The sequence below is a fragment of the Rhodococcus globerulus NBRC 14531 genome (assembly GCF_001894805.1).
Lineage (GTDB): Bacteria > Actinomycetota > Actinomycetes > Mycobacteriales > Mycobacteriaceae > Rhodococcus_F > Rhodococcus_F globerula.
Genome location: NZ_BCWX01000014.1, coordinates 1 through 15599, shown reverse-complemented (window position 1 = coordinate 15599; position 15599 = coordinate 1). Strand labels below are relative to the sequence as shown.

Genomic DNA, 15599 nt, shown 5'->3' with positions numbered 1-15599 from the left:
CGTGAGTATGCATTCGATCGGACGATGCCCGCTATCGAAGCGCGACTTGCCGAAGTTGCTCATGAAGTCAGCTTTGCAAGTCAACCTGCAGCGAATGAAACTGCTCCGGAATGACGTGATCAGTTACCTCAGTTGTGTATGACTACTGGCTGGCTGGCCAGTACAACCAACGCTGTTGCTCGCCAGACGAAATCGCCAACGGTGAACACCTTCTACTGCCTGGTCTGTGCTCGCTCGGCCGCAGCTTTCATTCGACGGAATCGATCTGCCAGAAGATAGTCGCCGACCAACTGTCCCGCCGCCGCAGGATGCAGCAGTCGATCACTGCGGAAGATGTCCGAGTGATTGAGATCAGAAAGGTCACGCTGCCACAGGTGGATCTTCGACTCATGAGTGAATGCGCCCCTGACCGACGGCAGTGCGTTGTCCCTCGTCACCCGCTGGTAGGGAGATTCCTTGATGATCTGGTACTCGAATCGCTCTTGTTACGCATGCGGCGATCCAGTCGGAGAACTGAATGTTCGAACTCAGGACACTGTCTATGTGCATTGGCGGCTCGATAATCCGCTTCATCTCAGGAAATCCGCTCGCTCGACCCAAGATGTGTTCGTACATGGCCAGCAGCCGAGCTGCACGCGTCTTCTCGTTGATCTGATCGATCATTGTCAACGGCATCTGAATTTTGGTTCTGGCCCACTTTCCGTGACGGTTCCAGCTTCGCGCCGCGTGTCGTTCCGGTAGGACGTGGACCGTGCGGGAGATGATCGTTGTAGTGTTCTGAGAACTGTTGTGATCTGCGTGTACTTCTTCCGCATCTGTCGGGGTCGACATCGATTCGGTCGATGCACCGCAGGTGGAGTCCGTATTCGTGCGGCGCCGTTGTCGACTTCGGCGAGCTGTCCTACCTGTGATGTTTCCTCGAAACGCGTGCACAGTCGGTACGAACGAATGCTCGCCGATACGGCCATCGCTGGACGATCGAGTTACGTCGTCTTGCAGGTACGTCGATTTCTGTGCTCGAACACCGGCTGTGACCGACGCACATTTGTCGAGCAGATCGACGGACTAACCAAGGCTTACACACGGACCACTCCGCTGCTGCGCGAAATCCTCGAGAAGATCGCACTCGCGTTGGCGCGACGAGCCGGATCGAGGTTGGCATCTACGCTAGGAGTTTCCGTCGGACGCTCTACCTTGTTGCGGCTGGTCCGAGCGTTACCGGATCCGCCCACGACCACTGTCGAAGTGCTTGGCATCGACGATTTCGCTCTCCGTCGGCGGCATCGTTACGGCACAGTTCTGATCGATATGGGCACTCACCGACCCGTCGATGTTCTCGCCGATCGGAAAGCCGAAACAGTTACCGAATGGCTGCGAGCACATCCCGGTACCGAGGTGATCTGCCGCGACCGCGCCGGCGCGTACGGAAGAAGCCGCACGCACCGGAGCACCCGAAGCGATCGAAGTCGCAGACCGCTGGCACCTGTGGCACAACCTTGCCGAGGCAGTGGAGAAAACCGTTGCAGCCCATCATCATTGCCTGAGGAAGGAGCCCGAGTCAGAGCCTGAACGTTCGATGGATCGCACCGCGTTGGAGCAACTGAGGATGGCCGCCGAACAGGTGCACGTAGCTCGTCAGGAGAGTTCGATACTTACCGTCCGCACGAAACGGCGATTCGAGGCGGTCACAACTCTCAAGAACGAAGGCATGGGAATCAGAACAATCGCACGGCAACTCGGACTGGCACGGGAGACCGTTCGTCGTTTCTACTACGCGAACAGTGTCGAGGAATTGCTGGGGGCGCCGTGGGCCGGCCGGCCCACGGTGTTGGACAGGTTCGCAGTCCACTTGCGGCCGGACCACTCCCACCACAGCGACTGGGAAGTCATCGCAGAATCCGCCATCGAATCGCGCGAGAATCTACTGCTCACCACCGCCGCCGGCTCCGTCATTTCAACCCTGGAACCAATCCCCTCCGGCCGCTACCACATTCGTGCCTACGCCCGCGGACGCGATATCAACGCAGGACTCGAAGTCCACGAACCCTCCGAGCACTACCTCTTCCACCTCTGGCCCCACGAACCCGACAGCATGATCGATCTCGAAGTGCGCCAGATCCTCGAAACCGACACCGCATGGTCCACCGAACCTTCCGCATCGAACCAACCCACCGAAGACGACATCGACAGTCGCATCGTGACCATCATCGGCCCCGACGGCGATCCGGTCCGGGTCGGGGTCTACAGCCCCGAAGCCGAAGCCGATCGCGCACAACGTGCACATTTCGGTGACCGCCCCTTGTCGGCGGAACTCGAATCGCTCTACTCAGCTCAATACATGGCAGGATTCGACCGCGAACTCGTCGAACGTATCGAACAACTCGACGAGACCGATCAACGCGCATTCGCACGCTGGTGCGTGCACCGCGCCTTCGACCGCGCCGGAATCTCCCACATCGACTGGATCGCCGAAGGATTGGACGCCGTGGACAAAGGCCGCAGCCGACCAGAAGCCTTCGAAAACGGTATGGTCTCCGCCGCCCGCCTCACCGCCGACCCACGAATCATCCGCACAATCAACACCGGAATCCCCGGCAGCGCCGACGTCATCCCGCAATACCAAGCGCTCGCCGCCTTCGAAAACGACACCGCTGAAGAACTTCCACCCTTGGAGGCCGCGATCAATGCACTTCAACATGCCGCCTGGACATACGGAATGGACTACCACGAGCTACTTCAATCCGCTCGCACCAACTTCCTCGACCGACTGTGAACGACGGTCGAAACCCGGTTCTGGCCCACTTTCCGTGATCAATTCTGAATACGTCAGCCGTTGAGGAGCATTCGTTTGCGAAACAGGTCGAACCCCGCACAGAAGGGCCGGATCAACGATCCGGTTACGGCGTGCACGCCCGGATCACAGCGCCGGCCAAGCTCAGCAGGGGCGTCAACGGTTGCTGAGCGTGCCGGTGTCCACATGCACTCCGACATGGACACCGACCTTGCTACCAAGATTGACCAGAGCATCGAGAGAGAACTTACTCAACTTTCCCCTATAGAGATCCGACAAACGCGGCTGAGTGACACCGAGATTCTGGGCAGCAACAACCTGCGACCAACCGAAACGGTCGATCTGCCCACGGATCGCAGTCATCAGATCCGCGCGGAGTCGACGGTTGTACGCCTCACCCGAGGTGTCACTCACCGCCTCCCATACCGACGCGGTCTCGACAATATCGTTCTCACTCATCGCTTCTCCTTCGCATGCGCCGACGCCGCCCTGTACCGCTGTCGACCCAACTCGATGTCAGACTTCGAAGTCTTCTGCGTCTTCTTCTGAAAACAGTGCAACACGTAAATCACCCCAGCGAAGCTCGCGAGGTAGAACGTGCGGAACGCTCCATCCGACGTCCGGACTCGGATTTCGCGGCAACCAGCCCCGACGTCCTTCATCGGCTTCCAGTCATCCGGCTCCAACCCCTGCTGCACTCGCCCGATCTGATATCCGAGATCGTCCTGCACATCGGCCGGAAGGTCACGCAAGTCGTCGAGCGCACTGCCCACCCACCGGATCGGTTTCTCGTCGCCTCGCTCCACCCCACCATCATATATCAATACCGATATATACCGCAGTCATCCACATAACCACGATCGGGCACGGCATGCCGTCCGCTGGTCAGAACCACGGACCCGCCCCAGATGTGGACGACTCCACCGCACCTAAGGCCTCGGGTGATTGCACGATCGTCGGCGTGATCGTTGCCGTCTTTTTGATTGTCGGCGAGGTACTCGCTCTGCGCCAACACGCCGAGACCTCGGTAACCAGCACTTCCGAGGCAGCGATGCCGATTTTGAGCACGGCCACCTGCTCTCGCCTGAGCACGCGCAGCCGAAGACCGTGGCCGCCAACGCCATGTCGATGATCTTCTCTTGGCAGCCCGGCCGCGACGATCAGGTTGGGAGGCGCTCAACCGCGCAACTCAGACCGATTTGTTGACCGGTGTCCTCGCGAAAGCTGCGGCTACCGAACCGAACCCACTGCCGCGTCCGGTCAGTAATTGGGCAACGTGGGAGCGCACCGGGGACACCGTCACAGCGGCCGGGGCCGCACAAGGCGCACCTGTTGTCACCTGCGAGAGCGCTACCGTCGAGGCACAGGTCCGACAGATCGTCATCCACTCTCAACCCTGCACTGATGCTGTTACCGGGATCGAGGACCATATCCCGCGTAGTCCTCGATTCCTGGTGATGTCGACGGGGATTACTGCGGGCGAGATTCATCGAGCAGGGCGGCTACGTCCAAGTCATTCGGCCACTGCATCGACTCCGCCGGAATCGACTGCACACCATCACCTCTCACCCAGACGGTTCCCTTGTGGTCGATCGTCACAGCGGGGGCGGGGGCGAAAATCGGTGTGCTCTTCACCGGTTCGAGAGTGCCCGCATCCAACAAGGTGAAAAGCCAGAACTGGCGGGTGCGGTCATACTCGGCAGGACCAGGTAGCGGCCACCACCGCGTTCGCGACGTCCCGTCCGGTGGGTGACCGATGATCCACACGAAGTCGCCGACCTGACCACCCCGGAAGACATCACCTCCGAGTTTCTCCACCGTCCCGTACGTCAGATCGGGACGCACCACCACCGCTATCTTGCCGCGGAAAACTCGAAGTGGTGAGCCTACGAGAAATGGCCTGGGAAAACCTTGCATCGGCGGCAAGTCCGGACCGACGGTCACATCACCGGAGACGTTCACTCGAATCAGCCGGTAGGTCGATGCCGCATCGGTATGTCGCTGCTCTGCCAGAACGACAAAGGACTCACCGTCGACGGCTATCGAACTGACGTAGCCGTCCGGCACGTCTACCGCGATAGGTTCGTGGTCCTGGGTGTGCAGCGACCACTTCGTGCCGGATGGGCAGGCCAGGAAGTGCTCGCCGATCACTGCACCGGCATGGACCGGGTGGTCCGAGATTTTGCGAGGGTCCTCCCCGATCACGCACCGGTACAGGCCGTCGTTGCCGCCCACCCAACATCCCGTCGGGGTGGCCCACAGGCGCCGCGAGTGTCCGATCTGACCGGGCAGAACATACTCGCGGGCAACATGATCGGGATCAACGCTCACCACGATCGGCAATAGCTGGTCCACGACCCACAACATCTCGCCCGACGCGGACACGTCACCCGGAACGATCGACGGGCGGGCCGGCACTGGAGGTACGTCGTCGAGATCGAGGTCCACGAGCACCCCGACACCGCGATCCACCTCGAAGAGATCGTCGCGCATGAACATGTCGTTGCCGAAGAAACGTGGTGCCGCCTCGATGTCGCGGAACGTACGGTGGCCCGGCACGATGCTCCACCCGTGACTCTCAGGCGGGCGCCGGTAGCGCGCGCTGACCAGCTGCACGCGGGTCACCCGCCCACGCACCCTGGTCGGGGTGTCATACCCCATCACTCCGTAGAAACGGCCGCTCAGCTCCACCTGTCCGGTGAGTGGCCGGAAGTCGCGCCATGACGCCGTCCAGCCGTCACCGCGCAACAATCCGTTCCATTCCCACCGGCGAGGCGAATCATGGCCGGTGTACTGGAAAATCGGATCCAGGGCACTTGCTTCCAGGAGCGCGCGAATCGTCACCGTGTTGGCATCGGCCGCGGGGTGTTCGACGAAGCGAAGCGGAAATTCGATCACGTCACCGAGACTCGGCGGCACGATTTGGCCATCCTCGATCGCGATGCTCTCGATCTGCACGACAAGCGTGCGTTGGCGCGTCATGCGCCTTTCAGTGGAGTCATACCGACGACCGTACCAATTCGTGTCGCCTTCACACCTGCCTCTGGATATGTATGGACAACGGCACCATTCGAACCAGCTGCCCTCTAGCGTCAGGCTTCTGCGTTGCTCAGGTTCGGATCCAGCTCCGTCGCAACGTGATTCACAAGGCCGTCGCGCCATCTACACGAAAAAACACATCACACGGGAAGCATCGGGATCGAGCCTTGTTCGAAACGGATCCGACGTCGTTGAACGATGGTTGTATCGTCAGGAGCGGTGACCTGACGCCCGAACGCTTCGCCGTTCGGACCCCCTAGTGCGTCGGGAACAACATGAACGACCAAGTGCGCGAGGTAATTCAACATCCTCGAACATTGCGCGTATTCGTCCCCGGATGGGTCATCGGCGATGGATCATTTCCCCACGCTGCAATCGGCGACGTCGTCGACGTGTCATTGGTACTTTATTCAGCTGGCGATACGCCGTCGGTGTGTGATGAAACGCGAACAGCAATCGCCTGCCCGGCATACGGCCGCGCCCCGGTGACCGGCCCTGATGGCGCTCTGCGGTGGCTGCACCTCGTCTACGGCGACGGGTGGAGCAGTCAATGGTGGACCGACCGTGCCATCCGCGAACCGGTCACCCTCACCGGGGTTTTCAGCGCAGACCTCGAGGACGACCGAGGCCAAGACAGACCAGGCCGGGTCTACGGCCGCGCGCGTCGAATCCAGCTCGTCGAGCGACGCGTAAGCCGCCTCGACAACGGCTGGGGCCAGATCCCCGGTTCGGATCGATTGTCGGAAGTCGGCGCAGTCCCAACCGACGTCAGCTGGTGGCCGACCGAAACAACACGAGACGGCGACTTCGTAGCAGTAGGCGTCCTGGTCGAACTCGACCTGAACACCCGATCGGACAGCACACCACCCTTCAAGGCCGGCGCTGTCGCTGCCTACGACAACATCGTGTGGGTCATGCACGCGTCGGATCCGATACTTCTTCGGGTGGACGCATCACGTGGCGGTCCGCCGAACATCGTTCGATATACCTTGCCTCTGCCTATCGAAGTCCTGGATGAACTGTGGACGCGCCGAGTCCACGCCGACGGCAACGACGGCTGCGGGATCACCTCCCCACACGACGTCCACCGCTGCACGCTCACCGGCGACGGCGAGTTGAACCTCGATCGCTACACCACTACAGGTGGCAGGGTCACTACCGTCCACCAGCACAAGCTCTACGTCGTAGGTCAGTCAAGAGCCAGGCTGTCCAACAATCGACGACACGGAACCGTGCGCACAGAACCGGACCTTCATCGCCTCCACGTCCTCGACGAGACGACCCGCCGCCTGATACCCGTTACCGATCCAGAATCGGAGCGCACCGTTGCGAAAGCGGCGACCCGAGCAGATGTAGCAGTCGATACATACGGAACCAAATGGAGCATTGCCGGCAGGGAGAAGTTACGAAGTATCAACCACCAGACAAGCGATACCTCGACAATCGCCCTGTCTGGACCGAGCAGAACCGGCGTTGTCCGCGTCACGACGCCGGATCCCTACGGCGACCCGATCAACGCCGCCCTCCTCGCAGCCATCACCGTCGAACCCACACGACTGAAGACCGCGCACCCACCAACCGAGACCAAGGACTAGAGCAGCCACAGCCACTCACCGAGGCCGCGCCGGTATCAATCACTAACGCACGTTCGAACACGGAGCCGCACCCGTCGTCCTCGTAGACCGGGTCGCCCATCTCTACCCGCACGCCTCTACCCGCACTCCGCGATGTTCGACACGATGCCCGTCGGATGGGCGTTGCAGCAGCAAACACTATTGGCGGCCCTCATAGTTGAGTTTCTTCGACCCACTCGGGATCTTCTCCGCTGGCATCGAACACCCAGGTACGAGATTCGTCGCCGATACGGTCGGGGTCGGCAAGCCAGCATGTTGCGTCGGGCGCCCATCCAGCGATGACGCTCGCCGTCTCGTCGTCGACGTCGATCGCGGTCCCCGCTGCGGCCAGGTATCCCATAACGGTGAGATGCACGCCCGCATAGTCTTTGGCGACGAGCTGCCAGTTGGGGATGACCCACCGCCCTGATGATCGCCCGGTAGTCCGGTACCAATCGTGCCGCTTCTCCGCGGTGACCTCGAGGGGGAACCGCCTGCAGAGTTCCGCCCACGCCGGCGCGCCGTCGATCTCGTAGATGCGAGCACCGGCGGGTGTACCGACAGCTCGTGTGACGATGCGTTCCCAGCCCATGCTGTCTTCGACGAACCACAATTCGGCCGGGGTTCCGTCGAACAGTGTCCGTGTCGAACACCGAACAGACGGATTTGACCACCAGCGACCGGACACGTTCGCTGTCGGATCGGTTGGGCGGTCAGCGCCTCGCGCTTCCGCTGCGAGGTTGCGCTCGTACCAGGGGCTCAGTAGTTCTGCAGCCGCCGGCTCGAAGGTATCGGGGCTGTCGTCGCCGCGGCTCACTATCACCCATTGCTCGGTCTCGGCGAGCGCGGTCGTCCACCACTGCGCGTGCGGGGATCGTGCGATGTGCTCAGCAATCCGTCGAAGCTCACGCCGCACCGGCTCGGTTGCGGCGAGGACGTCCTCACCGTCGGGATCCTGCCAGTAGCGCGCTGAGTCCGTCGCGGCAGAGAGCGCCGAACGGAGTGCCACCTCGGTGACCTCGGGAAGCAGCACCTGGGACAGGCGGTGCGCTACATCGTCGGCAGTGACAACGGCACGTAGAGGCTCAGGAGGCTCTCCAGCGCCGGACTCGTACGCCACGCGTGAATACGTCACGCTCGAGTCTCGCTCCGGGTCGAGATGATGCGACGCCCGGACAATCGCGGAACGGAACGAGTCGTCATGCGGCTCGGGTCGCCGGATCTGTTCGGCATCCATCACGTAGTCGAGCAGCATCCGGCGCCCGCGTGGGCCGGCCAACAACGCAGCCGCTGTAGTGGTTGTGCTCGATTTTTCCTCGAACTCCCCGGTCAAGGCGTGTACTTCCAGTCGAGTTGGTCATCGACCACAGTAGGTTTCCAGTATTTGTCGAATGTTGATCCGGTTTCGAGGCTCTCTGCCAGATCGGTCAGCATCGCGCTGAGCGAGACCCACCGTGGTCCGGCATCGTCTGCATCGACCTTGTCGAACTCCGTCACACACCCGTACAGATCCCCCGGGCGCGTATCGACGAACAACAGGTAACCGTCGAGTCCTGCGAATGGAATGAACTCCGGCATATAGGTGAATACCGCCGTGCCAGCCGTTGTTCCCTCCGGCGGCTCGTACTCCTCGATCTCATTCGTTTCGGCATAGACGTCGAGTTCCATCTCCCGCTCCTGGACGACCCGCTCGAGATCGAACAGGTCACGGCCCGGGAGAAGCCGAACCAACTCCTCAGGCGGAATCCCGTTGATCTGTTCGTAGAACTCGATCAACTCTGGTGGCCACGTCGTTCCGGTGGATTCGGCGGCATCTGCGATCTGGGCATCGGTTGCGCCGGCGATCGTGACGGGAGAGTGATGCGAGTCCAACCACGCCGTGATCCGTGCCCATTGCTCTGTTACCGATCCTGCGGGTGTCGAGGATCGGGTGATCGATTCGGACAGTTGATCATCTGGCTGCATGGTGACCTCTCGTCTGCTGTGTTCGACATATACGTGCACGAGCAAACAACTGCCCTTTTCGGGGATCGTATTGTCGGTGTCGATGACGAACCTATCCAAGGAGCAGCCCGCATGAGCAAAGTGACAGGTTCGGTAAGGGTTTGGTATATCGAGCAAGGGTGGGGTGTATTCGACTCCGCGGAGACTCCCGGCGGATGTTGGGCCGACGCCAAAGACGTGATGCCGATGGAGCAACCCCTCGATCTGCACCCAGGATCGCTAGTCAGGTTCGACTGGACGGACATCAGCCCGATACTTGTCGAAGGGTTCCGTTACCGCGCGCACTCCTTCTATCCGATCGACGAATCGCTGGATCTCGACGACGAGGATTACGAACTACTCGATCTCGAAGACGCGGTCATCCTCGATGACGATGACGAAACACCGAGGTCCGCGGCAGACTTCGTTCGGGACTCGGAGATCGGGGTCCAACCGAGATGAACGGTGCATCGAGCGGACCCGGGTCAGGCCGGACGACCTACCGAGACTTCGAATGGGTGACCCGCGACTACCCGTGGATCGCGAACGGACTTTTCGTGACGTATGTCAAGGATTCGGATCCCGCCACCGTGATCGAAGCAATGACAGTGGAAGGTCTGGGGACAGAGAGCGGCCTGGCCGGTGTCAACGAGCGCGGCTGGGAGGAGCCCACCATCATCGGGGCCGCATCCATGGAGGACTGGACGATCGCAATCGCACCTGCGGCGACCGCAGGCGCATCCGAGGAGTTGATGCGACCACTCTCCCTCGGGCGCGAGGTGCTGACCCACTTCCGCGACGTCAACGCACATGCCGGGTTCTATGTATGGGAGGACGGGGAACGCACGGTGCACTTCGATCCGCTGCAGCGTTGCGGCTTCGGACCCGGCCCGATGCCCGCGCAGTGGGTGCCCCGACTCGAAGAAGTCGGGGTCAATCCCGATGGCGACGAGTCCATGACGGAAGACGGAGACTTCCCCGTGATCGAGGCATCGCTGGCACTGGCGGCGAGCTACACCAGCGTGCGGATCACGCCCGAGTTCTTGTCGAGCGCAACCTTCATCGTGGGCAGCGCCGACTGATACCGCCGTGAGATACCGCAGTCGCAGCGCAGCGCAAGGGAGGGCTGAGAACCCCATGTCGTCGCTAGTGTGCGGGCAGATGAAGGTGCCGGTTGTGGACGACGGTGACGACCAGGGTGGGGACCACCATCACTAGTACGGCGAGTCCTGCACAAAGAAACGGCCCGAGCAGTGGCCGCTCAGACCAAAACTCCTGAGCCAGCACCAAAGCGCCGTACACCGAAAGACCCGCACAGACTGCTCGAAGCGCAGCCACACGCGCCGGCGGCCTGACGGGATACTGCCCAGTGACAATCGGCAGTCGACGCCCGGCATTGAGAGACGACAACCGCACCGCGTACAACCAGTTCACACCTGTCGCGATAACCAGTAAGCCAACACCGAGCACCACCATCCCCGGACCATACCGAAGGCGCGCCGACTAAAGTACGGTGCAACGGATCTGCACGGATAATTTCCTGCCGGCACGCATTTCCTCATTAAGTAGCAGCGAGCGAAAACTGCGACGACCAAGCAGAATTGAAGGAAAAATCGATCACTGTCAACGTGAATGCGTACGAGGCCCTTGGGCTTGTGGAAGGGCGCCTCTCTATATGTCAACCCCTTGGGAAAACGAGAAGTTTCCGGAGGTCAGCCGGCCATTGTGTTGGATGATATGCGGTGGGTGTGCTGGCGTTGTTCGTCGGCGATCATGATGCGCCACAGGTGATTCGACAAATGATGTTTGAGGCAGCGCATAGCAGATTTCGGTGGCATTCCTGCCGTTCTTTTCTTGTCGTAGTAGGCGCGGCCGGCGCTGCCCGGCATCCGCATCTGGACCATCGCAACGGTGTGGATCGCGGAGTTGAGTTGACGATCACCGTAGCGAGATAGTCGGTGACGATTGCTTTGCGCGCTCGCTGCGTCGATGCGGTCGTTCTTGCGTCGGGAACCTTTCGAGAGTTGCCGGACGCGGGCTGTTGCGGTGGTGGCAATGTCGAGGACCGATTCCCCCGCCGCCAGAAGCCATTGGCCGAGACCTTCTGCGTTTTCGATCGCCCAGGTCCGCTGCGGCCACGTTTTCGACCATGTCAGAAGGCGTGTGTACTCCGCGAGTGTCGCTTCGATGCGTAGTGATCCGAGGTCGGTATTGGTGGCGGGTTCGAGGGCGGTTGCCGTGTGGGTGGACTTGTGTCGGTCGATGCCGATGATGATCACTGAACGGGTCCCTTCCGATCGACGAGATGTGGGATCCGCGGCGGACACTCCGACTTCCAGTACCACACAAGAGGATCGGGGTTCATGCCTCTCTTCAGTCACGCCGCGAACGCAGACCGCACGAGTAACACGCCCAATCTAAGTCAACCTCGTTGCCGGGGCGACAAGAATCTCAGGAGTCAGTCCATACGACCTGCTACAGAACGTTACGGGTAGCGAACCCGAACAGACGTACCGCTGACGATCATTGAAGTCAGAATCTCAATAGGTTTTGTCAAGCGCGGCCGTAGGCCGTTCCCCTCGGACGGAACCGAAGGCTACGCAGGTCCGAAGAACTCGACCACGCCCGCGTCGAGCCAAGTCCGTCAGAGATGGCCGTCATATCGGGCACACTCCCTACGCGCGACGAACTGTTCGTAGCGAAACTGGTTCACAGCAGCATCCGCCAGATCGGCGTTCTCGCTGAAGGCAACAGATTCGTGGCAGTCGAACTCCTCATCGCACTCGAATAGATACCCGTTACCCCGAAGTCATTCGAACGAAAGATCGCACTATCGGGAGCACCTCGAGTTGAGTTTGGAGCATCTGCTGCAACGAAATTCGGACGTCCGCCGCAACTTGATCGTCATACTCGTGTGGCCAGGCATCAGGCTCCAGGACATGGAAGGAGTCGTTTGACTGCAACATCCAACGCGGCCACCGCCTCCAGCTCCCTGTCCCGGTCGTACAGCATCGTCAGCGCGAGACCGTCGCTCAGTGCAATCAGTGCATCGGCCACAGCAGAAGTTTCGACGTCTGCAGAAAGAGAACCTTCTCGCCGGCCCTGAGCGAGATACCCGGTGAGTGCTGCACGAATTTCCGTGTCGACTGCGATGGCGGCTTCGGAATAGGGTCGGTGCCCGATTGCTCGGACTGAAAATTCCGCCCAAATTCGGGCTTCGGCTCTTCGTTCGGCGTCGAGTGGAAGCGTGGCGAGCAACCAGCTCCGCACTACATCGACCAGGGCTCCGGTGCGATCGACTGAAAGGATCCTCGCTTGCACCCGCTCACCCACGAGTTGCAGTGCGAATTCAAGCATTTCGTCCTTGGTGCGGAAGTACTTCTGGATTGCACCGACGGAACAGCCGGCACGTTCAGCGACTGCTCGGATGTTTGCTCCTGCGAGGCCTTCGTCGGCGATCAATTCCAGCAGCATGTTTCCGACGTGTCGCCGACGCTCGGTTGGGTCGTATGTCTGGGGCACAGCATTCAGCATAGAATACAAATGTATTCTATGCTGAATGCTGTCAGTTGCGAACGAACGGAGTACGAAAAATGTCCGACTACAGGCCAATTCGTCGAGCTACCGATACGGAGCGCCTCGATGCAACGCTTCACCTGACGGATGCCTTGACCAGGGGCGCCTTGGACGGCGAGGAGTACAAGGATCGGATCGAACTCGTAAACAGCGCTCGGTCGATCGACCAGGTCACAGCCACGCTGGTCGACTTGCCTCCCTTACTGCCTGCCTCCACCGCGAGCGAGGAACGTAAGAGAGACGATCTACGAGAGTGGCTCAATGAGTGGCAGTACTGGCTTGGCGGTTCGGTGCTGATGGTTGGCATCTGGGGAGTGCAGAGTTTTATGGGCGGATCTGCGATCAGGTTCTGGCCGGGAGTTCCTATTGGAATATGGGCTGTCGTGCTAATCGCGTGCGTGTTCTGGCCGAGCGACGACCACGAAAGTAGTTGACCAGGCCGAGGTATCGGCGTTATTCGGTCATCGCCCACTTGCGGCCGCTGCCACAAGGGCCGATCCCGGTTGGTAGACCGCGTTTGTGAACGACGGTCGAAACCTGGTTCTGGCCCACTTTCCGTGATCGATTTTGAAAGTATCAGTCACTGAGGAGTATTCGTTTGCGGAGCAAACCGAATCCAACACGGCCGTACATTTGCCGTTTCAGCATCTTGATCCGGTTTACGTGCCCTTCGACAGCGCCGGAACTGTAGGGCAGGGTCAACCCGTTTCGGACGGCTGCGTGGTCGCTGTCTAGTCCTCGAACGAAGCGATGCAAGTGCGGAAGATCATCTGCCGAGACGGCAGACATCCACGAGTTCAATTGTTTCCCAAGGCGTTCGGTGAGCATCTCCGCGAACGAAGTGACATGTCCCGCAGTTGCTTCGATGTGTGGGCAGCTGGCGAGGATCTGTTTGAGTCCGATCTGCTCGTCGTCGATGAGGCTGTCGGGGTGTCGTAACATCCAGGAGGTGATCTGCCGGACCTTCGGGACCTGTTTTCTGGCTGGCGCAGCGCCGATGGTGCGCAACGGTCTCAAGTAGTCGCGGACGGAGCTGTAGCTGCCGCGATATCCCAATGTTCGAAGTTCTTCGTAAAGTGCAGCAGCGGAGGTGCATCCGTCGTTGAAACGCTCGTGCAGGTGGACGGCGAACCTGTCCAACATCGTGGGCCGGCCTGCTCGCGGCGCTCCCAACAACTCGTCGACACTGCTTGCGTAGTAGAAACGGCGGACGGTCTCCCGTGCCAGCCCGAGCTGGCGGGCGATCGTTCTGATTCCTATGCCTTCGTTCTTGAGATTTGTGACCGCCTCGAAGCGATTCTTCGTGCGAGCGGCGAGTATCGAACTCTCCTGACGGGTGGCGTGTACCTGTTCGGCGACAATCCTCAGTTGCTCCGACGCGGTGCGTTCGATCGAAGGTTTAGGCTCCAACTCAGGTCCCTTCTTCAGACAATGATGATGGGTTGCAACGGTTTTCTCCACTGCTTCGGCCAGGTTGTGCCACAGATGCCAGCGGTCGGCGACCTCGATCGCATCCGATGCTCCGGCACGGGCGGCTTCGGCATACGCGCCAGCGCGGTCGCGGCAGATCACCTCGGTTCCTGGGTGCGCCCGCAGCCATTCGGCGACGGTGCCGGCTTTCCTGTCGGCGAGAACATCGACCGGGCGATGCGTGTCCATGTCTATCAGGACAGTCCCATACCGATGTCGCCTTCGCAGCGCGAAGTCATCGATACCGAGCACCGTCACCACACCGGTTGGAGGGTCGGGCAACGCTCAGACCAGCCGTAACAAGGTGGAGCGTCCGACGGAAACTCCCAGCGTAGACGCCAACCTCGGTCCGGCTCGTCCGGCCAACGCCAGCGCGATCTTCTCGAGGATTCGGCGTAGCAGCGGAGTGGTCCGTGCGTAAGCCTTGGTCAGTCCGTCGATCTGCTAGACAAATGTGCGTCGGTCACAGCCGCTGTTCGAGCACAGAAATCGACGCACCTGCAAAACAAGGTAACTCGGTCGTCCAGCTATCGCCGTATCGGCGAGCATGCGTTCATACCGACTGTTGACCCGTTTCGAGGAAACACCACACGCCGGACAGCTCGCCGAAGTCGACAACGGCGACGCACGAATACGGACCCCACCTGCGGCCGCATCGATGTCGACACCCGCCAGATGCGGAAGAAGCACGCGCAGGTCACAACAGTTCTCAGAACACCAGAACGATCATCTCCCGCACGATCCAAGTCCTACCGGAACGACACGCGGCGCGAAGGTTGAACCGTGCCGGGTTTCTTGCCGCTCCTATGCTGGCGACATCTCCGGCTGGAGAATCGATAGTTGAGAGTAATAGGTGGCCTCGAACTCGTCGGGAGTGACGTAGTCCAAGGTGCTGTGCAGGCGGCGGGTATTGAACCAATCCACCCATTCCATCGTCGCGAATTCGATGTCGTCGATCGTCTTGATCGCCCCTTGCAGAAACGGACTGCTCTTGGAAACTGCTTCTGTCTTGAACAGTCCGATTGTCGACTCCGCAAGGGCGTTGTCGTAGGCGTCGCCGACGCTTCCAATTGAAGCTGCAATCCCTTCCAGCGCAAGCGTTTCTGCGAACGAAATTGATGTGTATT

General features: G+C 60.5%; 19 protein-coding genes. 7 read left to right on the top strand and 12 right to left on the bottom strand.

The features are described from left to right. Nucleotides 1-212: 212 nt before the first annotated feature. Nucleotides 213-437, bottom strand: coding sequence for a hypothetical protein (locus RG2_RS31655; RefSeq protein ID WP_116538822.1), 225 nt, complete (start codon nucleotides 435-437; stop codon nucleotides 213-215). A 307-nt stretch (nucleotides 438-744) separates the two neighbouring features. On the opposite strand from RG2_RS31655, the gene RG2_RS30655 reads away from it, so the two are divergent. Then, nucleotides 745-1569, top strand: a complete 825-nt coding sequence (locus RG2_RS30655) for a transposase family protein (protein WP_080711890.1) — start codon at nucleotides 745-747, stop codon at nucleotides 1567-1569. A gap of 37 nt (nucleotides 1570-1606) precedes the next feature. Further along, complete coding sequence (locus RG2_RS30650) at nucleotides 1607-2773, top strand: hypothetical protein (RefSeq protein ID WP_116538823.1); 1167 nt, start codon at nucleotides 1607-1609, stop codon at nucleotides 2771-2773. 174 nt (nucleotides 2774-2947) lie between these two features. On the opposite strand, the gene RG2_RS30645 is transcribed toward RG2_RS30650, so the two are convergent. From RG2_RS30645 to RG2_RS30630, 3 genes are all read right to left on the bottom strand, one after another. Further along, nucleotides 2948-3250: a helix-turn-helix domain-containing protein gene (locus RG2_RS30645; protein ID WP_033237135.1), complete on the bottom strand. Its 303-nt coding sequence runs from the start codon at nucleotides 3248-3250 to the stop codon at nucleotides 2948-2950. Beyond that, the gene (locus tag RG2_RS30640) at nucleotides 3247-3597 is read right to left on the bottom strand and encodes a type II toxin-antitoxin system RelE/ParE family toxin (protein WP_033237136.1); all 351 of its coding nucleotides are present in this window, start codon (nucleotides 3595-3597) and stop codon (nucleotides 3247-3249) included. Before RG2_RS30640 ends, RG2_RS30645 begins: the two co-directional genes overlap by 4 nt. 664 nt (nucleotides 3598-4261) lie before the next feature. Next, complete coding sequence (locus RG2_RS30630) at nucleotides 4262-5773, bottom strand: DUF6578 domain-containing protein (protein WP_033237138.1); 1512 nt, start codon at nucleotides 5771-5773, stop codon at nucleotides 4262-4264. A 332-nt stretch (nucleotides 5774-6105) separates the two neighbouring features. On the opposite strand from RG2_RS30630, the gene RG2_RS30625 reads away from it, so the two are divergent. Further along, entirely contained in the window at nucleotides 6106-7425 is a 1320-nt protein-coding gene (locus RG2_RS30625; RefSeq protein ID WP_072782865.1) for a hypothetical protein, read from the top strand. A 190-nt stretch (nucleotides 7426-7615) separates the two neighbouring features. Here the strand turns inward: RG2_RS30625 and RG2_RS30620 are convergent, their stop codons facing one another. Both RG2_RS30620 and RG2_RS30615 read right to left on the bottom strand, forming a co-directional pair. Beyond that, the gene (locus RG2_RS30620) at nucleotides 7616-8776 is read right to left on the bottom strand and encodes a hypothetical protein (protein WP_230590451.1); all 1161 of its coding nucleotides are present in this window, start codon (nucleotides 8774-8776) and stop codon (nucleotides 7616-7618) included. Continuing rightward, nucleotides 8773-9408 carry an SMI1/KNR4 family protein gene (locus RG2_RS30615; protein WP_051730798.1) on the bottom strand — a complete coding sequence of 212 codons (636 nt, stop codon included), beginning with the start codon at nucleotides 9406-9408 and terminating at the stop codon, nucleotides 8773-8775. Before RG2_RS30615 ends, RG2_RS30620 begins: the two co-directional genes overlap by 4 nt. 111 nt (nucleotides 9409-9519) lie before the next feature. Between RG2_RS30615 and RG2_RS30610 the strand changes: the two genes are divergently transcribed. Together RG2_RS30610 and RG2_RS30605 are read left to right on the top strand one after the other, a co-directional pair. Continuing rightward, nucleotides 9520-9888, top strand: a complete 369-nt coding sequence (locus RG2_RS30610; protein WP_133637982.1) for a hypothetical protein — start codon at nucleotides 9520-9522, stop codon at nucleotides 9886-9888. Further along, the gene (locus RG2_RS30605; protein ID WP_033237140.1) at nucleotides 9885-10508 is read left to right on the top strand and encodes a DUF6461 domain-containing protein; all 624 of its coding nucleotides are present in this window, start codon (nucleotides 9885-9887) and stop codon (nucleotides 10506-10508) included. The genes RG2_RS30610 and RG2_RS30605 overlap by 4 nt, the downstream gene beginning before the upstream one ends. A gap of 64 nt (nucleotides 10509-10572) precedes the next feature. Here the strand turns inward: RG2_RS30605 and RG2_RS30600 are convergent, their stop codons facing one another. Both RG2_RS30600 and RG2_RS30595 read right to left on the bottom strand, forming a co-directional pair. Then, nucleotides 10573-10902 carry a hypothetical protein gene (locus RG2_RS30600; RefSeq protein ID WP_033237141.1) on the bottom strand — a complete coding sequence of 110 codons (330 nt, stop codon included), beginning with the start codon at nucleotides 10900-10902 and terminating at the stop codon, nucleotides 10573-10575. A gap of 236 nt (nucleotides 10903-11138) precedes the next feature. Further along, nucleotides 11139-11705 carry an IS110 family transposase gene (locus RG2_RS30595; RefSeq protein ID WP_080711891.1) on the bottom strand — a complete coding sequence of 189 codons (567 nt, stop codon included), beginning with the start codon at nucleotides 11703-11705 and terminating at the stop codon, nucleotides 11139-11141. Between the two features lie 371 nt (nucleotides 11706-12076). Between RG2_RS30595 and RG2_RS31990 the strand changes: the two genes are divergently transcribed. Continuing rightward, nucleotides 12077-12217 carry a hypothetical protein gene (locus RG2_RS31990; RefSeq protein WP_155276705.1) on the top strand — a complete coding sequence of 47 codons (141 nt, stop codon included), beginning with the start codon at nucleotides 12077-12079 and terminating at the stop codon, nucleotides 12215-12217. Between the two features lie 134 nt (nucleotides 12218-12351). On the opposite strand, the gene RG2_RS30590 is transcribed toward RG2_RS31990, so the two are convergent. Continuing rightward, nucleotides 12352-12948: a TetR/AcrR family transcriptional regulator gene (locus tag RG2_RS30590; RefSeq protein ID WP_033237164.1), complete on the bottom strand. Its 597-nt coding sequence runs from the start codon at nucleotides 12946-12948 to the stop codon at nucleotides 12352-12354. Between the two features lie 71 nt (nucleotides 12949-13019). On the opposite strand from RG2_RS30590, the gene RG2_RS30585 reads away from it, so the two are divergent. Beyond that, on the top strand, nucleotides 13020-13436 hold the full coding sequence (locus RG2_RS30585; RefSeq protein WP_033237143.1) for a DUF1707 SHOCT-like domain-containing protein: 417 nt from the start codon (nucleotides 13020-13022) through the stop codon (nucleotides 13434-13436). Between the two features lie 142 nt (nucleotides 13437-13578). Here the strand turns inward: RG2_RS30585 and RG2_RS30580 are convergent, their stop codons facing one another. The 3 genes from RG2_RS30580 to RG2_RS30570 form a co-directional block, all read right to left on the bottom strand. Continuing rightward, nucleotides 13579-14730 (bottom strand): ISL3 family transposase, encoded by a 1152-nt coding sequence (locus tag RG2_RS30580; protein ID WP_303741005.1) that lies wholly within the window; start codon nucleotides 14728-14730, stop codon nucleotides 13579-13581. Between the two features lie 186 nt (nucleotides 14731-14916). After that, entirely contained in the window at nucleotides 14917-15162 is a 246-nt protein-coding gene (locus RG2_RS32120; protein ID WP_072782860.1) for a transposase family protein, read from the bottom strand. 114 nt (nucleotides 15163-15276) lie between these two features. Next, nucleotides 15277-15599: integrase core domain-containing protein (locus tag RG2_RS30570; RefSeq protein ID WP_139278902.1), on the bottom strand; the 323-nt coding region annotated here is incomplete at its 5' end.